The sequence below is a fragment of the Cytobacillus sp. Hz8 genome, assembly GCF_042263505.1.
In the GTDB taxonomy this organism is placed as follows: domain Bacteria; phylum Bacillota; class Bacilli; order Bacillales; family Cytobacillaceae; genus Bacillus_BE.
Window position 1 is genome coordinate 48,409 of record NZ_JBHKFI010000013.1, and the last position, 22,747, is coordinate 71,155.

Annotated in this window: 21 protein-coding genes; 2 read left to right on the forward strand and 19 right to left on the reverse strand. The window is 37.7% G+C overall.

Translation table 11 applies throughout. The annotated features are described in order from the left end of the window. Positions 1 to 43 precede the first annotated feature (43 nt). Together ACE38V_RS15575 and ACE38V_RS15580 are read right to left on the reverse strand one after the other, a co-directional pair. Positions 44 to 1,339, reverse strand: coding sequence for a B12-binding domain-containing radical SAM protein (locus ACE38V_RS15575; protein WP_375842591.1), 1,296 nt, complete (start codon positions 1,337 to 1,339; stop codon positions 44 to 46). A gap of 185 nt (positions 1,340 to 1,524) precedes the next feature. Continuing rightward, positions 1,525 to 2,691 carry a YcxB family protein gene (locus ACE38V_RS15580; RefSeq protein WP_375842593.1) on the reverse strand — a complete coding sequence of 389 codons (1,167 nt, stop codon included), beginning with the start codon at positions 2,689 to 2,691 and terminating at the stop codon, positions 1,525 to 1,527. Positions 2,692 to 3,478: 787 nt separating this feature from the next. On the opposite strand from ACE38V_RS15580, the gene ACE38V_RS15585 reads away from it, so the two are divergent. Beyond that, positions 3,479 to 4,888, forward strand: a complete 1,410-nt coding sequence (locus tag ACE38V_RS15585) for a PQQ-dependent sugar dehydrogenase (RefSeq protein WP_375842595.1) — start codon at positions 3,479 to 3,481, stop codon at positions 4,886 to 4,888. 100 nt (positions 4,889 to 4,988) lie between these two features. Here the strand turns inward: ACE38V_RS15585 and ACE38V_RS15590 are convergent, their stop codons facing one another. From ACE38V_RS15590 to ACE38V_RS15645, 12 genes are all read right to left on the reverse strand, one after another. After that, entirely contained in the window at positions 4,989 to 5,309 is a 321-nt protein-coding gene (locus tag ACE38V_RS15590; protein ID WP_375842596.1) for a DUF2935 domain-containing protein, read from the reverse strand. Between the two features lie 15 nt (positions 5,310 to 5,324). Further along, entirely contained in the window at positions 5,325 to 5,951 is a 627-nt protein-coding gene (locus ACE38V_RS15595; protein WP_375842598.1) for a type 1 glutamine amidotransferase family protein, read from the reverse strand. A 96-nt stretch (positions 5,952 to 6,047) separates the two neighbouring features. Then, a complete protein-coding gene (locus tag ACE38V_RS15600; protein WP_375842599.1) occupies positions 6,048 to 7,010 on the reverse strand; it encodes a helix-turn-helix transcriptional regulator in 963 nt (320 codons plus the stop codon). A 56-nt stretch (positions 7,011 to 7,066) separates the two neighbouring features. Further along, positions 7,067 to 7,360 carry a hypothetical protein gene (locus ACE38V_RS15605; RefSeq protein WP_375842601.1) on the reverse strand — a complete coding sequence of 98 codons (294 nt, stop codon included), beginning with the start codon at positions 7,358 to 7,360 and terminating at the stop codon, positions 7,067 to 7,069. Positions 7,361 to 7,406: 46 nt separating this feature from the next. After that, a complete protein-coding gene (locus ACE38V_RS15610) occupies positions 7,407 to 7,886 on the reverse strand; it encodes a hypothetical protein (protein ID WP_375842602.1) in 480 nt (159 codons plus the stop codon). After that, on the reverse strand, positions 7,879 to 8,217 hold the full coding sequence (locus ACE38V_RS15615; RefSeq protein WP_375842604.1) for a DUF3658 domain-containing protein: 339 nt from the start codon (positions 8,215 to 8,217) through the stop codon (positions 7,879 to 7,881). Before ACE38V_RS15615 ends, ACE38V_RS15610 begins: the two co-directional genes overlap by 8 nt. Continuing rightward, positions 8,218 to 9,054 carry a DUF1835 domain-containing protein gene (locus ACE38V_RS15620; RefSeq protein WP_375842606.1) on the reverse strand — a complete coding sequence of 279 codons (837 nt, stop codon included), beginning with the start codon at positions 9,052 to 9,054 and terminating at the stop codon, positions 8,218 to 8,220. It abuts the gene before it with no gap. Between the two features lie 100 nt (positions 9,055 to 9,154). After that, positions 9,155 to 11,371: a M56 family metallopeptidase gene (locus tag ACE38V_RS15625; RefSeq protein ID WP_375842608.1), complete on the reverse strand. Its 2,217-nt coding sequence runs from the start codon at positions 11,369 to 11,371 to the stop codon at positions 9,155 to 9,157. A gap of 5 nt (positions 11,372 to 11,376) precedes the next feature. Next, positions 11,377 to 11,772, reverse strand: coding sequence for a BlaI/MecI/CopY family transcriptional regulator (locus ACE38V_RS15630; RefSeq protein ID WP_375842610.1), 396 nt, complete (start codon positions 11,770 to 11,772; stop codon positions 11,377 to 11,379). Between the two features lie 676 nt (positions 11,773 to 12,448). Continuing rightward, on the reverse strand, positions 12,449 to 12,952 hold the full coding sequence (locus tag ACE38V_RS15635; protein ID WP_375842611.1) for an acetone carboxylase subunit gamma: 504 nt from the start codon (positions 12,950 to 12,952) through the stop codon (positions 12,449 to 12,451). A 14-nt stretch (positions 12,953 to 12,966) separates the two neighbouring features. Then, positions 12,967 to 15,240, reverse strand: coding sequence for a hydantoinase B/oxoprolinase family protein (locus ACE38V_RS15640; protein ID WP_375842612.1), 2,274 nt, complete (start codon positions 15,238 to 15,240; stop codon positions 12,967 to 12,969). A gap of 20 nt (positions 15,241 to 15,260) precedes the next feature. Then, complete coding sequence (locus ACE38V_RS15645) at positions 15,261 to 17,408, reverse strand: hydantoinase/oxoprolinase family protein (protein WP_375842613.1); 2,148 nt, start codon at positions 17,406 to 17,408, stop codon at positions 15,261 to 15,263. Positions 17,409 to 17,675: 267 nt separating this feature from the next. Between ACE38V_RS15645 and ACE38V_RS15650 the strand changes: the two genes are divergently transcribed. Then, complete coding sequence (locus ACE38V_RS15650; RefSeq protein ID WP_375842614.1) at positions 17,676 to 19,706, forward strand: sigma-54-dependent Fis family transcriptional regulator; 2,031 nt, start codon at positions 17,676 to 17,678, stop codon at positions 19,704 to 19,706. Between the two features lie 281 nt (positions 19,707 to 19,987). Here ACE38V_RS15650 and ACE38V_RS15655 read toward each other — a convergent pair whose 3' ends face one another. The 5 genes from ACE38V_RS15655 to ACE38V_RS15675 all read right to left on the reverse strand — a co-directional run bounded on the left by ACE38V_RS15655 (position 19,988) and on the right by ACE38V_RS15675 (position 22,614). Further along, entirely contained in the window at positions 19,988 to 20,143 is a 156-nt protein-coding gene (locus ACE38V_RS15655) for a hypothetical protein (protein WP_375842615.1), read from the reverse strand. 339 nt (positions 20,144 to 20,482) lie between these two features. Continuing rightward, entirely contained in the window at positions 20,483 to 21,283 is an 801-nt protein-coding gene (locus ACE38V_RS15660) for an SDR family oxidoreductase (RefSeq protein ID WP_375842616.1), read from the reverse strand. A gap of 64 nt (positions 21,284 to 21,347) precedes the next feature. Further along, positions 21,348 to 21,947 carry a Crp/Fnr family transcriptional regulator gene (locus ACE38V_RS15665; RefSeq protein WP_375842618.1) on the reverse strand — a complete coding sequence of 200 codons (600 nt, stop codon included), beginning with the start codon at positions 21,945 to 21,947 and terminating at the stop codon, positions 21,348 to 21,350. Positions 21,948 to 21,982: 35 nt separating this feature from the next. Next, positions 21,983 to 22,414 carry a DUF6442 family protein gene (locus tag ACE38V_RS15670; RefSeq protein WP_375842620.1) on the reverse strand — a complete coding sequence of 144 codons (432 nt, stop codon included), beginning with the start codon at positions 22,412 to 22,414 and terminating at the stop codon, positions 21,983 to 21,985. Further along, on the reverse strand, positions 22,411 to 22,614 hold the full coding sequence (locus tag ACE38V_RS15675; RefSeq protein ID WP_375842697.1) for a helix-turn-helix transcriptional regulator: 204 nt from the start codon (positions 22,612 to 22,614) through the stop codon (positions 22,411 to 22,413). Before ACE38V_RS15675 ends, ACE38V_RS15670 begins: the two co-directional genes overlap by 4 nt. Positions 22,615 to 22,747: the final 133 nt, after the last annotated feature.

The window sequence follows — 22,747 nt, forward strand, 5'->3', positions numbered from 1 at the left end:
CCATAGTAAATTTTAGCAGTCATTCAAACACTTACGGATATTTCTACTTTCTCCTATACGTCCCGCTAATGCTCAACTTATATCCCAAATTTACAAACAGGCTATGAAGCAAATTAACCCGTGAAACTCTCATTCTCTTAAAAATGGACTTCCACGAGTAAAACTCTTTCCTGAACCACATATAGCCCTCGAACAGGTCTTCCGGAGTCATTTGTTTCGGTTGGTAAGCCACTCTGGTTTTTCCATTATAAGCACTCCAATCATCTGTCAACAGCCGTCCCTCCCGTTTGTACTGCTCATAAACTGGCGTATGGGGCAATGGTGTTAGAATGCTGACCGTCACCCCGTCGATGCCAAGATGGTTGCAGGCATCTAGGGTCTTTTTGAATACCTCCCGATTATCTGTATCAAAGCCGAAAATGATTCCGGCCTGCACGGAAATTCCATGACTGTGTATGCTGCCGATGAGCTCTTCATACTTTTTTACATTGTTGATCCGCTTGTTTACACTTTGCAGGCTTTCATTGGAAAAAGACTCAATCCCGACAAAAAAATAGATACAGCCCGATTCCTTGGCAAGCTGTAATAGCTCGGTATCTCTACACCTCTCAAGCGTGATCTGAGCAGCCCAGCGTTTCTTCAACGGGATTAGTGCCCTCATTAGTTCCTTTGCATAGTGGATGTTGCCGAAAAAATTGTCATCCCAAAACACAAAATATTTGCTGTTCATTTTCCTGACATCTTCTATTACTTCCGCAATCGGCCTCGTCCGAAACGAATCATGGTAGATTTGTTTGAGATTACAGTAAGCACAATGATAAGGGCAGCCTCTTGAAGAGATGACAGCTCCTTTTGCCAATGATCGTCTATTGATCAAATCACGCCTTGGAATCGGAATCCCTACCAGAGATGGCACCTCATCTATTTGATACAGCTTTTTTCGGCAAGCTCCCTCATAAAATTCAACGAGAAACTGCGGCCATGTCTGTTCAGCCTCTCCAACAATCAAAAAATCACAATGCTCCATTGCTTCCTCTGGCAGAAGCGTCACATGCGGACCTCCGAAAACAACTTTTGTCCCTCTTTCCCTAAACCTTGCCGACATTCGGTAGCAATGGGCGGCATTTGATGTGTTGACAGTAATCGCCACCAGGTCAAACTGCTGATCAGACGGGATTTTTTGATTGTACTCATCCACCAAGGTAATTTCATATTGTTCCGGGTCGACAAATGCAGCGAGATATGGCATTGTAATTTGGACGAAATTATTGAATTGCCTTTTTCTAAAGCGATGGATCTCTTTGTTCTCTGGAGTAATCATTAATAATTTCTTTTTCATTTCTATCACGCTTCATGTTTATAATTTTTTTAATGATGAAAAAGGAAATAATTGCCAATAAGACAATAATCATACAACTTGGTTTTCCAAAAAATCCTCTATCCAATAAATCAATACAATCTTCTTCCTTGCCATTCCTACATTTTCCACCTTCATCCCCTGGAATCTGAAAGCGACAAAAAAATTTATGGTCTAAACACATAACGCTCTGGAGTCATGAAATTCTCCTTTCCAGGAACATATAAGGAAATGGTGGGTCCCGTGATTTCTGTATCAGCTATGCTCGGAATAAAAATCTTACCCATTTTACTTATAAAACGAATACCATCCAGGTTATACCCCCAGTTTCTTATTCCTTTATACATGACGGCAGCATTTTCTTCATTCCAGCGCTTTACTTCCTTTTCAACTGGAATAGACTCCAGCATATTCATGATAATGGAAAAATCGTTGTTCGGATCGTACACGGTTGTTCCTTGTCCATGCCAATCTTGTTTATGGATGGTAACTTTATTGTCCTTTGCCTTATCAAAATAGATTAAGTACCCCGATTTCAGTTTCTTATTTTGGTCAAACCCGTAAATATAGGTATCAATGCTTGTGATGGTCCCATCTTTTGCGAAATTTATTTCTAAATCATTTGTCATTAAATACGGTTCCAGTTTGACCTTTGCTCTTACTGAATCAATTATACCGTTCAGCCTTGTTTGATAGAAATTATCATTTTCAAGCTTTATCCCTGTATCTGTTTTCAATTCATTGATTTTCCAGGCTAATGCTCCGTTAAAATTAACTGCATTGGAATAAATAGAATACCCACCAACAATCGTAGTCAGCAAAAATAGCATTTTTGTCCATTTCCAAAGAATTGGATAGACAGGCTTAAAGCCTCTGAAAATTTCTCTTAACTTTTCTTGGGACTGTTTTGTTTCCTTTGTGATAGGAAAAATAGTTTTATCTTGAAAGTAGAGAAAATACCATTTTTTAGTTTCTTTTACTTTCATTAAACTTTCCAATGGAAAGGTATGACGCTCTGCAGATTGGCTTGGACTAATTATCAATTGGTGATCATCAATTTCAATTTGACTGTCAGGTTGGAATAAAAAATCTTTTTTCATCTGCCTTCGATATACAATAAAAACCCGTATGACCATTGCGAATAGCAGAAAACTGATTCCTAAAAAGATAGGTAGATTTGTTTTCAATTGTCCAATTTTTGTAATCGTGTACAAAATTCTCCACAACAGGACATAAAGAACAAAAAAGACCAGGCCGTTTATTGTTCCAAACAGTAAGTCTTGTAAAATCATTCTTCGATATAATCTTTTTGTCAATTTATTTTCAATTACCATACATATCACGCCACCGCTTTTCTATTTTCTCTATTATAAAGGAATTGTTTCACCTTTCCAGTCTCATTGATATCAACTCTATGGTCCGCAATATCGGAAGGACATAACAAACCTAACGATTTATATATTATACTAATAGACTTAATTCTTTTAACATCAACACCTGCTTTTTTCCTACGATAATCAGTCAAAAACCCTCTGATTAAGGATTTCCTCAATTTCAAAACATCCGCCTGACCATATCTTTTTCTCAACTCAAATGGTATTAGATTATAAAATTATTTACAACACCAATTTTAAAGCCACTTTTTCCTCATATCGTATAAATAACCTTTATTATGTAGATTTTACAGAATACGAAATAGTCTGATTTCCATTTTTTACCCCTGTCATCCTCAAAAAGCCCCAATGTCATCTATAAAAAGCTCCAAAAAAGTGGGGCTGAAAAAATGCATTTTTTCTGCCCGTTTTTTGCTCAATTTTTCTCCAAAGCCACTACATATAGTGGTTGACCGCCTTATTCGCCCTTCTGGCAACAATTCGTCATCAGAACTATACACTCAACGTGCCTTGAGTGTGCAATAATAATGCCGCTTGAAGCTGGTGGTACCTTAGCGACAGGTTTTGAAAAAACAGGCACGTACCCGTGACCGCCTTGAATTCCTCCTACGCTGGTACGGAAAATGGTAAAAGGCTTCATCAGATTCCCCAGCTCAACTTTGGTACTATTAGAGCAGTTTTAATCATATTTTTATAGATGAAAACAATAAGAAGACGGTGAGGTTAGTTGATAAAAGTTAAAGTTCATTTACGGCCGATTGTTAGCAAGATAAATATGCCCACTGTTTTGAAAACAGCCATGTTTCCGGGTGAAACAATAGAAAGATTATTTATCGCAACCCAAGTAGGAGAAATTTTTTATATAGGCAACGGAAGTATAGGAGCTTTTTTAGATATACGCCCCCGAATTTTAAAACTAGGTGCTTCTACAGGCGGATATGACGAGCGGGGACTCTTGGGGCTGGCATTTCATCCCAAGTTTTATGTTAACGGTCTGTATTATCTTCATTATTCAGTAGCTGGAACACAAGGACCGGGTGCCCTTGCTGAACCTTTCAAGCCTGACCCATGCGATCCCAAAACCTTAAGCTTAAAGTGGATAAACAGAGAAACTCAGTATGATCATATTGATACAGTCGAAGAATGGATTTTTCAATCGAATGGTCAACCTCAAAAACGGAGGACACTACTGAGTTTAAGAAGGCCTTTTCTAAATCATAACGGTGTTAACAGCTTGAACTTTTCACCTGAAACAGGCAAACTTATTTTAACAATCGGGGACGGTGGATCAGGGTATGATCCATTTAATTTAAGTCAAGATGATATGGAGATTGCTGGTAAAATAATTGAAATGGATATAGCTAAGAATACATTTATTGATAACTCACCCGTGGTTACACGTTTTAATGAACTCCCCTCACCTATTCAGGAAACGCTTACGGTAATAGCCAAAGGGGTTCGCAATATACCAGGCATTTCATTTCAAAGGTATTTTGATCAGTATATCAAATACATGGGAAATGTCGGGCAGGACTTAGTCGAGTCAATTTTTTCATTCGTTTATTATAAACCGATACCAGTTACTCAACTTGTCCAAAATTCCTTAATGGAATCTGTTGAGGAAGGCTTGATTAACTTTGGCTGGCGAGGGTGGGAAGGTGCCTTTCCAACTTCGATTTTAAGGGGCTGCACTCAAAATCAGACTTTGGATGAGAAGACAATTGTTTATTACGATGAAGCCGTTAAAATTTCAGTGCCCCGTCATCAGCCCCTAATCAGTTATTTTCATGATGATCCCCGGCCCGATAAGTTTGGAGCAACTGCACTCACTGGAGTGCAGTCATATATGGGAAATGCTATACCCGATTTAACGGGGAGCGTTGTGTTTACTGATCTTGCACGAAATGAAGGCACTCAATCTCCGGTTAGAGGAGTTTTAGCTTATACCAGAGCAAAAGCAGATTGTAAGTTAAATGATTTTAGTGTTATTGAAACCGATTATAATTCTGGGTCTCAATCAGCTTATTATGTGAGTTTGGGAACAAATTTGGAGCAGACCAGACTTTATTTAGGGGTTTATGGCTCGATGAAAGTGACTGATTTTAACCAAGGTACTGTTTTTGAAATTGTTCTATGATTCATCCCAAATATTTGTTTTTCTCTTACATTTGTTTTTCTCTTACAATAGAACGTATAATATGTCGCCTGTCCTCGTGAAATAACTAGCAGTCTTTGAATCAGTTTCTTTCAAACATTTTTAACAGCCGTAGATAATGATTCGCTTCACGTAAGACATGATCGCCCAGCAACGGAATAATGATTGATTTTATTTCGCACGAAAGAATTCCCTGCGTGCTTTGTACTTTGAAGTTCCGCAAATTCTGAGTTGCCTTTAAGCTTTCGTCAGTAACTTTTGCCAATGGAGCAGTCATGTCCATTGCTGCCTTTGCTTCGGCAGTTAATTGATCAAACTCATTCCCAAAATAATTAGCTTGACTGATCAAATTATTTTCTGTTGGGTCAAGTAATCCACGAATAAATTTTGCATGTTCTACCAATTGTGAAGTATGCCTTCATTGGATTGAATTCATCAACTCGTAGAAATATTTAGGTTCATGAGTTTTATTAAGATTATACCAGGCGTTTAATGTTTGTGGTATAAATACATCTAAGCTCTTCAAGACGTGTAAAGCAAATTCCAAAGGAGCTATTCCGGAAGCAGTTATCAGTTTTCCAGCAGTTACAGCAGACTCCTTCTTGTAGTACTTTTCTCCGTTATAGGTAGGGCATATCATTTTAAGGTATTCCAAGTCGTTGCTCGTATGCAATCGTGAATCCAGCAATCCTTTCTGAGCAAGCCCTATTGTAGCTCCACAAATTGCCGCCACAAGAATATTTCCCTTTAAACACTGCTCTACCGTTTTCAATATAGGTTCATGAATTGTTTTTGCCCACGTATCTCCGCCCGGTAGAATCAAAGCATCTGCGTTTTCAATGCTACACTCATCCAGTTCAATATCCGGCAATATTTTTAAACCTCCCTTTGTAGTAATAGGAGTCTTTTCAATTCCCACGGTAACTATTTTTGATGGAGCTAATCCTTTCTTATAATATCTTCCGGAATTCAGTTCAGCAGTTAAATAACCTACTTCCCAGTCTGCCATCGTATCAAATACATAGAGATATACAGTATTATTCATTTGCATGTCCTCCATCTTTTTCTATTCATCAAGTAATCAATCATTGTTTTTCCCATTATAAAACAGCTTCACTGACAACTACTGTCAGTGAAGCTATCAAAATTGATAATATTCCATTAATTCCGATGCAATAGAAACAAGCTTTTTCTTCAAACTCTGTGGCTCGATTACTTGAATGGCCTTTCCGTAAGATAGGAGAAAATAGGGTACATATGCATGAATTGCTCTTTCGTCAAGTAAAAATACTGCTTGATTTGACGTCCTCTCTTTCAGATGATGACCTAGAAACCAATGAATGCACAAATCGTCCAAAGCTTCTGACCTGCCACTGATAATTAATGAAATCACCTCATCCTTACTTGCCGGATCAGGCAAAAGATTCTGTAAAAAAAATTTCCTGGCAGAAAAGGCTTCAGGCCGTTTAAACATCATGTGCGTCCGCTTTATCTGTAAAATCCGTTCAGCCCGAAAGCTTCTGATTTCATTCCGAAGATGGCAAAACCCAACCGTATACCATTTATTGTTCCAATAAAGCATTCCATAAGGGTCAATCACCCTTGACCGGGGTTGTTCTTCATGGCTTGTGCGGTATTCAATTTCTACAGAGTACTCGTTTGCTACAGCCGCTTCCAATTCTTCTAATATCGTCTTAACAGAAGGGGCAATATCACGGTTTATCACTTCGAAACCGGCTAAATGGCGATTGAGAATGCTTTCCTGTTTCCGGTTTGAATACATTTTTAATTTTTCAGTTGCTCTATTTAATACCTCACTAAAAGGGTACCCTGCTTCTTTTGCAAATACAGCAGCATGAAGAAGCGCTTTTTGTTCTTCAACATCAAAAAACAAAGGCGCACTGAAAAAATTGTTCAATAAGCTATACCCGCCATTATGACCTGTATCGGATATTATAGGCACCCCACTGGCACAAAGCGCATCAATATAACGATAAACAGTCCTTATATTTATTTCTAACTTTTCAGATATCTGCTTTGCAGTCACCTTTGTGCCTGAATTCAGCATCCACAAGATTGCCAGCATATTATCGCTTTTTGACATGGGTACCCCCTCTTCTCTTCCCTTTTTAAACCATGATAAAGGTCTTATTGCTTAGCCTAATGATTCTTTACCTTTTTATTTTTGAAATAAATAAACGAGTTAAGTATATTCAATCCTAAAATGATAAGAAACATGTATGAGGAAACAACATCCCCTCCTAAGCCTAATTCATCAGCTATGTATCCCATGATAATTAAGTTAATTCCAGAAACAATTATAGAAATGATTGCAATGATGCTGACAACAAACCCATTAACGGTGTTGGTTTGTTTCCTTTGGGCAAATAAAACAATGAATATAGTAATAATAAAAGTTATCAAAACTAATCTTATAAAATCGTATATTTCCATTCCTGCTATGGTACTCCCTCCACTATTGAGTTTCGTTTGCAAACATTCATCTTACTTCTAAAATAAAGGCATAGAATGCATCACCATTTGATACATTAGCTTCCATTTTGTCCATCCACCACACACCGTATGAATAATAATAGACCCCTTTTTCCATAGGTGCAGTAAAATGATTATCTTCCACTACTATCTCCGTTTCCTTGTTCCTATTTATTTGAAGTACATGGAATTCATTGGGCTTTGGTTCATAATCCATCTCAAACGTCACTTCTTCACCAGCTTTTACTTGGATAGGATTCTCGTTCTTTAACAGTTCAACTGGTCCAGCAGTATCAACACAGGTACTTTCCTTCCGCCCTTTCCAACAATATGAACCAAGTTTCGTTGTATAGGTTTCTTTGCCAATTTTAATCATGGCTATAGGTGGTTTGTTTCCAGTCATCTCATTTGTTGAACTCTCGCTTTTTGAACACCCAGTTAAACTTATTCCTATCAAAACTATAAAAGGCAAAAACCATTTATTCACTTGAATGCCCCCTACAGCCCTTTGCCAACCTCACACTATTAAAACGCATCGCCTTCAAATTACCTTCCATCTCAAAAACATCCTTGTCTATCAGCTTCCTTAGCCTATACTGAAAGAATTCATCCCCCAGATACTGATCTAAATGCCCTATCACTTCTCCAATTAATCTTGCGGATTTCATGAAAAGTTCAGGTTCTTTAGCTCGTTCTCTCTCAATCTGAAATTTTTTCGCCATATTTATCATATACTGGTCGTAATAATCCTCTCTGACGTTCTGTATTCTTCCATTTTTCCAAATACGTAAGGTTTCCTTCGTATCAGCAAGAGCCATTCACTCTTCTTCAAGTTCCTTTCTTTCGTATCCTGATAAAGATTTTGATTGACCTTTCTCGTAAATAACTTGCAGTTTTTCAGGGGAGATTTCCCCTGTTTTTAGAACTGTATATTGAATATCTGGTCGATTAAAATGTTCAGCATGTGCCTTGGTTGTATTAATCACCTTGATTTTATTCGTTTTATTCCGCAATAAATATAAAACGTAACGCAATCCTGTCTGCTCATGAGAATTATCCGCCACCCATATCGTAATCGGTACATTATCAGGGACAGAATTTATTTGATTGATTGTGTTATAAAATCCCTGTTGGTAGTCTTGAAAATCATCATCTTCGTCATTCACAACTTTTTTCATCCATTGAATTCTTGCCTCTTGCCCATCACTTTCATGTAGTCGCTCAATGGGACCAATCGAAAATATATTCCAAAAGGAAATCACCTTTTCCACTGGATATACTCCCATTTCCTTTAAAGCTATTCGTAACGACCCTGCACCAGAAGGTCCAAAGAGAATATGTACCTTCTGAAAATTCCCTTCTTCCTTCGCTTTTAACAGTTCTTTCGATAATTTTAATACCGTTTCGTATATATTTCCCAAGTCATTTATAAAATCTATCTCTGAATAATCCGTTTCTTTTACAAGATTCAATCGGAATAAAATATGAAATAGCAGTGACTTTGCTTCTCTTTCAGGAAGTTCTTCAATGGATTTATTCAGTTCCTCAATTCCCTGAATATTGCTCATAAGCATCCCCTTTATTCTTTTCACTCTATACAGCTTTACATCTATTTGAGAAAGATTAATTATCCCTTTTATTAAAGCAATCTTCACAAATTAGTTTTCCCTCCCAATGTATTTCAAAATTACTTCTCCATTCCCAAATACCCTCTAAATAATCTTTGTTTTCGTATAAAAGTACACCTCTTTATAACTAATCAGCAACTTTGAGAGTATCTATTTTATATCCCTGTGCTAAAGCATGGAAAGTAAATTGGGATTTTTGAGGTGAAACTTTGGATAATAGTAATGTTCCTTCCCTACCATTGACTTCTATTCTATCAACTAAGTATCCCTTTTTCGCATGGATATACCATTTATCATTTTGATGTAATATGGTTGTTTCGTTTGGGTTCTTCTTAGCTTCCTCCCATTGTTCCTTTAATTCTTCAGGAATGAGTTCATCGATATTTCCTGTAATCATTCTTGGAACATTCCTGCCTAACATATCTTCTTTTTTATAGCCCTCCAAATTTGGTGTAAATTTTTTACTATCAATCGGCACATTCACCTCAAGTTTTGTAGGATATAAATAATCAACAATCTCACCATCTGAATTATAAGTTTCATATTTCACCAGTATTCCTGTATCTTTATCGACCCAAAAACGGAAAGACTTAGAATCCATTCTATTTATCTGACCTTTAATAATTAGAACATTATGACCTAATAGTTCAGCATTCTGATTTTCAATTTCCCATTTATTTAAATCTCTTGTAAAGTTGGATGCAATTTCATAAGGGAATAGTGAACTCATAGCTTGTCCTATAGGCGGTCTTTCACGATAGTTTGTAACGTCTATTCCTTCGTTATCTACTGAAAATGCACTCTCCGGTGTCAGCGCATCAAAATGAATACGGTCGTCCTGATATTCCCTTTCCTGATACGTCCCATCCGATTCATTTATGTACCATAAAGTACCATCTTTATATGATATAATTCTTCCTTCTCCATTCTTTGTAAAACTTTCTTTATTGTAACCACCTGCGTTATTATTTAAACTAAGTTCATACTCGATTAACATGTAGTCATCAGCATTGTCAATATTGCCATTATGGATTTTGAATTCACCTTTGGCAGTTTCAAAATAATCAACAGAGTTTATCATTTTCGTTAGGATTTCTTCTTTAGTCATTTCTTTATAATTTTCATTTTGTTTTGGGGGCGTATATACAGTTGCCTCTGCTTTTGTTTCAATTATTTCTTCTTTTCCTGTGCTTTTTTCTTCCTTTTTTCCATTTGACCCATCTGCATTTGCATTAAGCAAAGATACTGATGCGACAGCAACTACTGCAATGACACCGAGTGCAGACCATCGATACGATTTCTTTTTAAATTTTTTAATCATTAAAATTCTCCTTTTTAAAGTTCTTTTATTCCTACTTAAATTGGCTACACTGGGTATTGGAAAATAATTTGCATAGTGTTCTAGAAGATTGATAATGGTATATCCGTATGGTATTTTTTCCTCTTCCTCCATAAAAGAGAGAGCGTACGCATCACAAGCGAGTTCTTGGTCCTCCCGCATGTAAACATAGGCAAACCAAATAATTGGATTAAACCAGTTTAAGATTATTAAATAATGCATAAGCCAATTGAGTCCTACGTCACTTCGCTTAATGTGGGCTAATTCATGATGGAAAATATGACGGAGTTGTTGTTCATCGAGCCGATTGATATAATCACTTGAGAGTAAAACTTTTGGTTGGAAGAATCCAAGGACTGTTGGGCTTGGGATTTTTCCAGCTAAGAGTAGAGGGATATTTCGCTGGATAGCCATAGATTTCTTGCAGTTCTCGAAAGTTTTGACGACCCTTTCGTCTGTTATAATAGGTTGTTGTTTTATATATTTATGTAATCGTCTATTTACTAAATATGTTGTAAAACCGAATATGATAACACCCGTGAGCCATAGGTTTAAAGCAATGGTATAAATAGAAAGTGGTTCTGATTCATCCTTTTGTTTTTCATTACGAATCATAATCCCTTTCTTACCTTTCTCAATCATTTGTGGTGTATTAACAGGAGAACCTTGCTCCTCTTTGACTACCTTTGTTTCAGACAAACTGATTGTTCCTTGCGAGTGTTCGTTTTCTGAGGAAACAATAGATGGGCTTTGAACAGAAATAATTGATTCATATCCATTTAATAGAATGGAATAAATACTAAACGAACTTCCTGGCGTCCAGGGGAGTAAAAGTCTCACAATTAAAATCATCCATAGTAGATAGTGCCATCTTGGAGTTAGCTTATTTCTCAGTAATATTTTGACACAAAGGATAAGTCCAACTAATATACTTGCCATAATAGACGTTTCTATTACCCAATTAAAAAAGCGAGGTAGATAGATGCTAAAAACAATATCTATCATTTTACTTATCCCTCCCTTTGATTCTCTTCTATCTTTTCATCGAGAATACTTTTAAGTTCGTTAATGTCTTCTGAGGATAATTTTTCTTCCTTTAAAAAATTTACAAGCAGTGGTTTAAAGGCCGCACCATAAAAACGTTTCAGTAAGGATTTTGTTTCAACTTGTAGATAACATTCTTGTGAAACCAAAGGATAATACATATACAAACGCCCTTTATCCTTTTCACAAGAAACAGCTTCTTTTTGTACTAACCTGTTTATAAGGGTTCGTATGGTTTTGGGTTTCCAATCCGTTGTTGATTCCAGCTTTTCAATTATTTCATTCGCTGTTTGTGGTGATTTTCCCCAAAGAACTTTCATGATTTCTAATTCTGCTTCAGATATTTTTGGTAATTCTTTCATTGATATAATGCACCTCCTAGATTACATTTGTAATCTCTTATCTAAGATTACAAATGTAATCTGTGATTGTCAACAATATTTTAGAACTTTGAATATACTTATACCTGAAATATTCATAGCCCTCCAAAATGGAGGAAGTTGATTCAGATATTCAGTAAAAATAAACTCCTGCTACTCCATCCCGTTTCAACCCGCATCAGCAGGTAATCCCTTATCGGGAGCCTGCTTCTTCTTTTTAAATCATATACAATCCCACTTCAACATGGGCAGAATGTATCTGGCAACACATGGGGTTGTATTTACCCCCCCATAAGGCTTTTTTTCTAATGTTGCTTCATTAATGGGTGATATTTATGGGAATTTTTATCACCTCTTCTTTCTAAAGATTTTCTAAGACCTCTTGAATCGTTGAACGCTTATAGAACTTTTTCGTTGTCTTGTCATCTGCGGTTCCTTGATTTAACATTTCAAAAAATAGAAAATATACTGATACTTCATGTTTTCGTACAGGTCCAAAATCATAAGGACAATCTCATTCAAAATTAAAAATCTCACTGTTAGCCCTAATCTCTAATTTTGAATTAATTGCAAATCATACCTCGCCAATTCCACATTCCAACTCCCAGAGAATTACAAAATAGAGAAAAAGACGGCAGTATAACTGCCGCCCTTTTCCCTATGAATGAGCTTGTGGTAATGGGAGCTTAATCCACTCATGATAAAAAGCATCAATATCAGGTTCAAAATCTTTTAATATTGGATACCAAGGTGTAACTGCTTCTACTTCAAGCTGAGTCGCACACTCAGGGCAGTAGTACTCTCGAATCACTTGCCACTCCGGGTGCGGTGCAAGCATCTTCGGGTAGAGCTCACCCAATTTCTCTTCCGTATCCCGGACATAAATGAGTGCGTGCATTTTCCAATTATCCTTTACATCACAAAATTCGTGTCCACAGTCACATTTGACAATTCTGTCACCATTCTGTTTTTGAACAATGTATAGGTGAAGACCTGCAGGTAATAGAATGGGATCCTTCCATGGTACCCTTTCCTGGAGTATGCTAATATACTTTTCAAAACGGTCTGCATCCTTAAAATTAGACAGCATTTCTTTCAGTTTGTAGGAATCAATTGTCCCATCTATCAATTCTTCAATCGTCTTACGATCATAATTTGACATAATAGAATCACCCTTTATTTTTTTTGATGATTAATTTTGGAACCAAATACCGGAATTCCTAATTCATCTTCCATTAACCTCCAATTTGTTGGCAGACTCCAGAACTCCTTAAACTCATTTATAAAGCTTTCACTAAGGGCAAAGCTACTTGCATACATATGTTTGACTTGTACAGCTGCTTCTTTGTTGACAATTTTTGATCTTTCATTTTCCATCCACTTCTTCACTTGTACCCCTCTCTTAAGTCGCTCTTTTCTGATCTGTTTTCTCCGTTCATTTGTAGCCTCTTCATCAACGATGTATTGACCCTTTTCATTTTTAGAAACTACGGCACCATAAACATTTTCGGCATAGCGGGATAACAGGTACCCTTCGTTAAGATCAGCTTCGATCAAAATCGGCTTGCGCTCAAGCGGATCCCCAAACCCTGGACCCCCACGAAGGTAATTCAAATACAGATCATAATTGTCAAATATCGTTTCCGTTGTTATCGACTGCTTATCGCGGATAATCTCTGCTGCCTCCATCAAATTCTCATACTCTGGATTGTCCGGATCCGTATCTCCCCCAGTAGGGATTGGCAATTTCTTCTCAATTCGTTCCTTTAGATTCGTACCATGTGCCTCAAACCGGTATCCTGATGCAGCAGGGTAGCCACCCATTAATCCACAGTCACTTGACATATAGCCATTGCCCATAAAAAACATGGTCCAGTCTTTTGCTCCGTATACCATACGTAAAGTCTCATATCCACTGCCCCCACGATATTTCCCATAACCGGCTGTGTTAGGCTTCACACTTCGGCCAAGATAAAGGAGCGGTTCCGCTAATTCCCATATTTCCATGTCTCCCATATCACCTTCAGGGTTCCAAATGGCTGCCGCATGGCTGATGCCGTCTTTTACAGCACCTGCTCCAACACCTTCTGCTGCAGATTCAAAGCTATTGACTGCGTGGTTCTCATTGTATTGATTATATCCGCCGCCTTGGAGCCAATTGGATGTATTGGCATTCCCTGCGTTCACCTCTTCCAAATACCCACGGCCAAAATAGTTTCGACTAAGAGCGCGCCATAATGGGCTCCAAGCTGATACAAGGAAATGCCAGGCATAGCTGTGTGCCGTTCGAATATCATCTGGATTTAGCCACGAACCGTATGGAAGATCAAATTGACTGGCGTAAAGCGCACCATCGTTCACTCGGTCGTTAGGAATTAATGTCTGGGACATCATAACCCAAATGCCGCTCGTTATGGAAACAGGTGTTGCATTGTAACTATGCCATCCCCACCTATTAACCCCCTCAAAATTAATCTGAAATTTACCATCCTTGTGGACTGTAAGCTCTGTAGGCGCATGCATAATCGTATTTACCCGTGCGTATGGCGGAACATCTAAATTCTCATATGGTACATCAACAAAGGAAACTTGACGGTATTTTCCAGGGATTAGCATGTTTTTCACCTGATTAACAAATCCTCTACGCCCGTCTTCGATAACCTCGCGAATAAAATGCTTATAAGTATCTGTCCCTTCCTCTTTTATGATATCTAGAACAAGATCTCGAATCATATGGCAGCCTGCAAGTCGAGTCCGTTCATCCAATAGCCAGTATTTCGTTGTACGAACGGATCTCTGGCTTTCAATTAACCAATCTTTTAGAAGCGTATCGTTCTTTCCAATCTTTCGGCAGGCCACTTGGTAGCCGTCATCATAACGAGTGACAGGTCCAACCGTCATACTGCCTGGTGCAGTGGCTCCAACATCGATTACGTGCGTAACCCCGCCAACCCAGCCAATCAACTCGCCTTCGTGAAAAATTGGGACAAGGGTATGCACGTCACAAGGATGTACATTTCCTATCTGACAATCGTTATTACAGAAGATATCTCCATCTTCAATCCCGGGATTATCCTCATAATCATTTTTGATCATATATTTAATGGCGGCACCCATAGTCCCCACATGGATAATAATTCCTGTAGATGTAACCACAGCATCTGCTTCTGGAGTATAAAGGGTAAAGCATAATTCTCCTTCCTGTTCCACAATTGGAGAAGCTGCCACTTTTTTTGCCGTTTCCCTTGCGTGCACAACCCCGCCTCGTAGCTTGGAAAAGATTTTCTCATAGCGAATGGGATCTGTTTCTTTCAATGGCAATGTTCTTAACCCGGCATAATGACCCGTTGATGTACTGAGATCATCGATTTCCTTGCGCATTTGTTTAAGGGTTTTACCGTCCCAGCCAATATTTTTTTGGCTATGCTGATCTTTGTCGATAATTTTCATCTAAAATTAACCTCCTTTTATTAAAGTTCTGTTAAATGGAAAATGCGATGTTCATCCAGATATGTCTCAAACCCAGGAGGAATGACAAAGGTAGTGGCCGGAGATTCAAGAATAGAAAAAGCGCTTACTTTGTTTCCTGGATTTAATTTCTCCATTTCCCAAATATTTGCCTTAATCCATTCGCCTTTCCAATACACATTTCGTTGACCAAGGAAAGCATCCGGATTCGGATTTTCACCAAGCAGTGACTCTTTAGGAATACGAGGTTTAGCTACGTCCACTATTCCTCGGATAATTGCCCCTGTAATGCTGTATCCAAGCTCAGGTGATTTGGCGGCTTTGGCGTAAACCCTTGTATAGGTATCTTCAAATGCTTCCACAAGAGCTTCCCAGTCACTAACACTCCTGAATAAAGAAATTGGAGCTTCAATTTCCAGGTCATTTAATTGTCCCTGGTACTGCATGCGGAAATAGAGACGATAGTCCACTTCATTTCGATCAAACTTATTTTTCTCGAATTCTACGGCTACCTTTTCTTTAAGTTCTTCCCATGCCCCTTGTAATTCCATTCCAGCCTTAAGCCTTTCCTCGTCTTCAGCATTATTATCTACATTGATATCAAGGGTCTTGTCGTAACGGTACTCAAAATCAGCTGCTCCACATCCAAATGCAGAAAATCCTGCCGCCCAAGCTGGAACGAGAACATCTTCAAAGCCAAGACCTTTCGTATAGCCTGCTGTATGCAGCGGACCTCCTCCACCGTATGAGAAACAAACATATTGTGATGGAGAGTACCCTTTTCCGAGAATCATAGATTCCAGATAGTTTCTTAGCTGCGATTCTAACAAATCTATGACGCCATAAGCTGCATCTTCAACGGATAGTCCCAACGGATCGGCAATCTGTTCCTTAACGGCCGAATAGGCAAGCTCTGGTCTAAGTTTAACCTCACCACCAAGAAAGTTATCCGGATTAATTAATCCAAGAACCACATGGCAGTCAGAGACGGTAACAGTTTGGACTCCACCCTCCGGATAACAAACACCCACTTTTGATCCAGCACTATCAGGCCCCAAAGTTAATGACTTGAAGTTTGGATCAATTCTGACATAACTCCCTGCACCTGCTCCAACTGTATCCATTGCGACAAGAGGGAGTGAAAGAACCAGTCTTGCCATGTCTGGACTAGTGTTAATGCTTAGGTCCCCTTGTGTAATGAGGGCCATATCAAAACTAGTCCCCCCTATGTCTGAGCAGGCAATATTAGGAATTCCAAGATGTTCTCCGAGATATTTCGCGCCGACTACACCCCCGATAGGTCCAGAAACGAGCGTCCTTGCTAATTCATTCGCTCTTGTACTAATTGTCCCTCCATGACTTGCCATAACTCGAAGATCAAAAGTCGAACCATGTACCTTTAACATGTCATTGATTTTTAATAACGTTTCACGGGACGGGTCAGCTGCATATGCTTCAATAATGGTTGTATTCGTCCGGTGAGTCTCTTTTCTGACCGGATAGTAATCTACTGATGCAAAAATGGGAATGTCCACGTTGTTCTTCTTAAGAACCTCTTTTGTAATATCCCTAATTCTCCTCTCATGCTCAGGATACTTATAAGAATGAAGCAGGCTAATCACAATGGCCTCTACGCCTTGGTCCAAGAGCTCCAAGACAGCTGGTTCTACTTCATGTTCATACAAAGGAATGATAACGTTTCCAAAAAGATCCACCCTTTCTGTAATCCCTTTGGTACACTCTCTTGGAACAAGTGGCGGATCATAACGGTGTGTATTTAAATGAAGACGATCTGAATAGGAATAACCAAGATAAGCCTGGATTGCCCTTCCCATACGATGGAAATCTTCCATTCCTTTGTTGACAATTAAACCCACCCGGCGCCCATTTCTAGAAACTAAGCGGTTAAGCATAGCTGTACCCGAATAAACACCTGCAAGCAATTTAGGGAATTCTTCTTCTACTTCTGTTCCCCAATAAGTTAGTGCATCTCTAGCAGAATTCAGAAGACCAATTGATTCATCTTCCGGAGTTGATTGTGCCTTTCCAACCACAAAATCGCCGCTATCATCAATAATGAAGGTATCTGTCATCGTTCCACCAGCATCGATAGCGAGGATTTGCGCCTTTCTTGCTCCACTTAATACCATTCCTTTCTCTCCCTTCTTTTTTCACTGAATGATTTAACTTACATTTACATATAATGCAATTTTTGTGCCAATTATTGAATATTCATAATATTATATAAATTAACCACTATATGTTTTTTGTTGTTCGGCCAACACTACACCTGTTTCGCTACAGTTGTACTATTATGAAACAAATCATTATAAAAAATGGATAGAAGTAAATTCCCATTTACAAGAAATAATGTTAAAATATTCTTAATATTCAGTTGTATTTTGGAGGAGAGACAAATGTTAAATCCTTTCCTATCTATTTTCTCTACACAAAATTTACAGGAAAAAACGAAAGAACTTGGTACGTTATGGGAGCGATTTATAACAAGGTCAAAACAGGATACACTGCCAGAAGAAATGAGGAAAAATGTTTTCGATTCTTGGAAGCGCTGTCAAGATAAAGGGGTTAATCCCATACAAGTTCAGGTAAAGTCAGCGGTTCCTGACTCAGACTTCAACAAGCTATTAGAAGATTCCGAGTTATACCAAGTAGGCAAATTAATTATCGACGATTTTTTTCAAAAGCTGCTGGGAACCCGTTATCTGTTTACACTTGCAGATAAAAGTGGACGAATCATTTATATAAAAGGGGACCCAAAAATCAAGCGGGAAGCGGAGAAAATGAATTTTTTCCTTGGTATGGATTGGAGTGAAGACTCCGCTGGTACCAACGCAATTGGAACAAGCATTATTACGAAGAATCCGATTCAAATCTTTTCGGCAGAACATTTTTGCCAAGTTTGTCATTCATGGACGTGTTCGGCTGCCCCCATCATCCATCCCTTTACACAGGAGGTCATTGGCTCTATAGACTTTACAAGCCTCTGGGAGAATGCCCAGCCTCATACATTAGGTTTAGCTATCACAGTCGCCCAGTTAATTGAAAAACAACTGTCGCAGATTTATGTAAGAGTGAACCACCATTTGTCCGATTATTTTGATCAAACTTCCATCAAGTGGAAATCGAATGAAATTTTAGTGCTGAACCACGCTTTCATTGTAGTGAAAAGCAGTAAAACACTTATTGAAAAATTAAAGCTTTCACCTTCCGCAAATCTAAAAAATCTTAAAGATTTTCAGGATCTTCTTGTTACATTAAAAAGGACTTCAGGTTCCCATCAAACAAACTTTTCTGATGCACAAATGCAAATACGAAACTTCCAAATTCTGTCCATAGAATCGATCTGGTTTGAAGGAAGATTTGTTGGATACATGATTGTTTTTAGCAAAGACAATTCTACTCTCAATCCTATGCCCCGAAACCTTTCATTAAAAGATGGGCCATGGAAAGAAGTAATTGGAAATTCTGACGCCTTATTGAAAACAATCCACAAATGCCAAAAAGCCTCCTCATCCAATGTCCCCATCTTGCTGTTGGGAGAAAGCGGGACAGGAAAAGAAAAGCTTGCCTTGTCTATACATAAATCCAGTCTTAGAACCAATAAACCATTTTTGGCCATTAATTGCGGAACGCTTCAAAAAGAACTAATAGGTAGCGAGCTATTTGGCTATGAAAAGGGAACATTTACTGGAGGGGCAAAGGATGGGAAAAAAGGAAAGTTCGAAGAAGCAAATGAAGGTTCTTTATTCTTAGATGAAATCGGAGAAATGCCTCTTGATTTACAGGTCCACTTACTTAGGGTACTTCAGGAAAAGGAAATTACGAGAATGGGTTCATCAAGAACCATCCCTGTAAATGTAAGAATCATAGCTGCAACCAATAAGAATTTATTTGACCTTTGCAAAAAAGGGCTTTTTCGGGAGGATCTGCTCTTTAGACTAAATGTAGTGACCATTCATATTCCTCCTCTTCGAGAGAGAAAAAAGGATATTCCTTTAATTATTGATTATTTCTTGCAGCAATTTAGTCAAAAGTATGATCAAACTCCGCTTTCAATTACTCAGGAAACCTTAGACTATTTTATGGAATATACCTGGCCAGGGAATATAAGAGAATTACAAAACGCGCTCGAGTATGCAGTCATTTTTTCTGATTCGCCAATCATTGATCTTGAAAACCTCCCAACCTATTTGCTCGATAACCAAATGATTGCTCCCCCCAGAAGACAAACAAATATTCCATCACAGACTGATATAGACGAGAGGCAAACCCTAACCCAACTCTTAATCGAAAACAATTATAACATCACAGCAGTTGCCAAAAAGTTGAACATCGCTCGGTCAACCTTATACCGGAAATTAAAAAAGTTCCAATTGAATGGACTACAGAAAACCGTACCAATAGTGAAAGGGACTGGGGAAGAATAATTCTGCCTATTCTTTAGGATGAATAGAGCCAATGAAATGATTCTATTGCCTCCCTCGAAAGGTATTGTAACGAAGGGATATGATTTTGTGGAAACAGATTTTTAGCTTAGTACTCCCTGTTTCCACTTTTTTCTATCTTAGGTGGATGGTTATTTTTCTTAAAAGGATTTGAAATTATCGCAAAAATTGTAAGCAATAAAACATTCAAAAAGTATGTTGACCTCTTAAAGGCTTTATTTGATACAATTGAGTAATTCTTTATCGTTCCTTACCACTTTTATTTATTTTACTGCTGGAATAATATATTCTTTAATCAATGTCAGCCTGTTTTTGGGGTTCATCATAAATTTTGATGTGATTGTTACAACCATATCTTTTGCCGCTATACAACAAATGAAATTCCCACCGTCAGCCAGTACATTCTTTTCATAGTCCATGCCTCATAATATCAACTATTTTTTCTTTACAGGGTAATACACCTCTGTAACAAGCTCCTCAGTGTTGAGACTTGTTCAGGATCAGTCACATATATGTCATACGGAGGTTTCGCAGATTCATAGTTTTCTTTTTCTGCCCACTCACTTTGCCTTGCATATATTGATGTCAATTCCGAATAGGAACCCTTCAGTACCAAGGGTGCTGATCATTTATATGCGTTATTTGAATACGGGCTTACTATTTTCTCTTATTTTGGATGAATTTCATGTCTTCTATTCTAACAAGTTTCTTTCAATTAACACAGTATCCCAGTGAAGTGCTCATTTATACCTGGCCTCTTAACGCTTTTTCATAAAATATTCCTTTAGAGAATCTGGAAAATATGTAATCATACTGTATGTAAGTGGAACAGCAACTTTATAACGGGAATTAAGCTGCTTTTTCAAAATTATATCACTGATGGCTTTTGCTGCTTCTGTAGGATCAGTTAGCTCTTGCTTGCTTCTATTTCTAGCATCCGATTCATAAAAATGGGAATAGCAAGAGTCAGGATTTGATATAAGATCACTTGAATTATGAACCAACGTCTTAAAAAAATTGGTTTTTACGGGGCCTGGTTCGATAACGGTTACTTGGATATTATAGTCGTGCAACTCTAAACGCAATGCATCACTTAATGCCTCCACTGCATATTTCGATGCGCAATAAGCCCCATTAATTGGTTGAACAAATTTTCCTGAAATCGAGCCAATATTGATAATCTTGCCTGATTGTTTCTTACGCATTTCTGGAACAACTGCCTGATTCATGTTCATTATGCCAAATACATTTACATCAAACATACTTTTCGTGCCATTTACATCAATCTCTTCCAAAGCCCCTCTAATCGAATATCCTGCATTATTTACGAGGATATCAATTTTATGAAATTGCGATATCACTTCATTTATCGCGGCATAAATGGACTCTCTTTGGGTGACATCCAATGATAATTTCAAGGATGCAGACAAATCTTTTAAGGCTTCTACATTTCTCGCTGTTGCAACGACAGTATATCCTTTATCCAATAAAATCTTACAGAGTACCTTGCCAATTCCTGTAGAGCATCCAGTAATTAAAGCAACTATTTCTTCTTTCATATCAATCAACCTCCAATATTAAAACTCAGCTACATCATAAGCCGCTTGGAGATTCCTTGCATTATCATTTGTTAAGAATTGATTTTTTTCTTATTCTACTAAGGGACACAGGGGTTATTCCTAAATAAGAGGCAAGATGACATTGTTTAAGACGCTTTTCCAACCTTGGATACGCAGCAAGAAATTGTTTATAACGTTCCGTGCTGTTTAATAATTTAAAACTACTTGCATGTTCTTCCTTCACAACAAGGACGCTATCAACCATTTTTTTGTAAAATAAAATTAGTTGACTATTTCCTGCAATTATTTTCTCAAAATCGGAAATCTTAGCTACAAGAATTTCACTGTCTTCCAACGCTTGCACGGAATACATAGATTCTTTTTGAGTTAGATATGCCACATAAGAGAATAGTATCTCTCCTTCTGCATAAAAATACTTTGTTATATCATTACCTTTTTTATCAATATAATAAGAGCGAAAAACCCCCTTAACAATAAGACCTATTTCAGTAGATTTTTCACCTTCCTGTAAGAAGAACGTATCCTTTTTTAATACCTTTCGCTTAAAAATATTACGCAATAAAGAAAAGCTTTCCTCACCAAGAGAAATCTCATTACTTTTTAAAAGATTCATCCATAAATCGCTGTATACATTCTCATTCATGCAAAAACCTGCCCTCCGAAGATAATGCTCATAATCTACATTTCTTTTTCATACTTGCAACGATAATAAACTGCAAAGCTAATGACCAGCAGATACGCAAAAGCTAATAATAAAACAGCTATCATATCAACGCCCATTAATGCAAAGGAAATCATAAGTGCACCAAATACAAATACCATCATATCGTAAGCTTTTGATTTAGCTCGATTTATAATGGCAATATTTCGTTCATCGCTTTTATCTATTTCAATTTGTTTCTGAATTTCTGGGTTGTTCTTCAACGCTCTACGACTAATAACATTCCCCATACCATTTCCGAACACACCACAGCCTATTCCAATGCAAACATATGGCAATGCCAACATTACCCCTTGCGGATTAGTAAGGCATTTAACCAAATATACTCCTATTCCAAGCAGCAAGGCTCCAACTATAATAAGAACATACTCCAGTATATTTTTCTTCATTTTGCGTCCTCCTCGTAAAGAAATATTTCTTCAATACTCATATCAAAATATCGAGCAATTTTGAATGCTAAAATGATAGATGGATTATATCTGCCATTTTCTAATGAACCAATTGTCTGTCTTGAAACTTCAAGGGCAGCAGCTAAATCCTCTTGCTTTATTCCTTTGCTTTTTCGGATTTCTTCCAAACGATTTTTCAAGATAACCCTTCCTTCTACGGAAAGTTTACTTTCCATACTCTTATTATACTCCCTTTTTAAACAAATGTTAAGTTTACTTTCCATAAAAAGTTTCCAATGACTGTTGGTGAATGAGCCACTCTACATGCTGAAA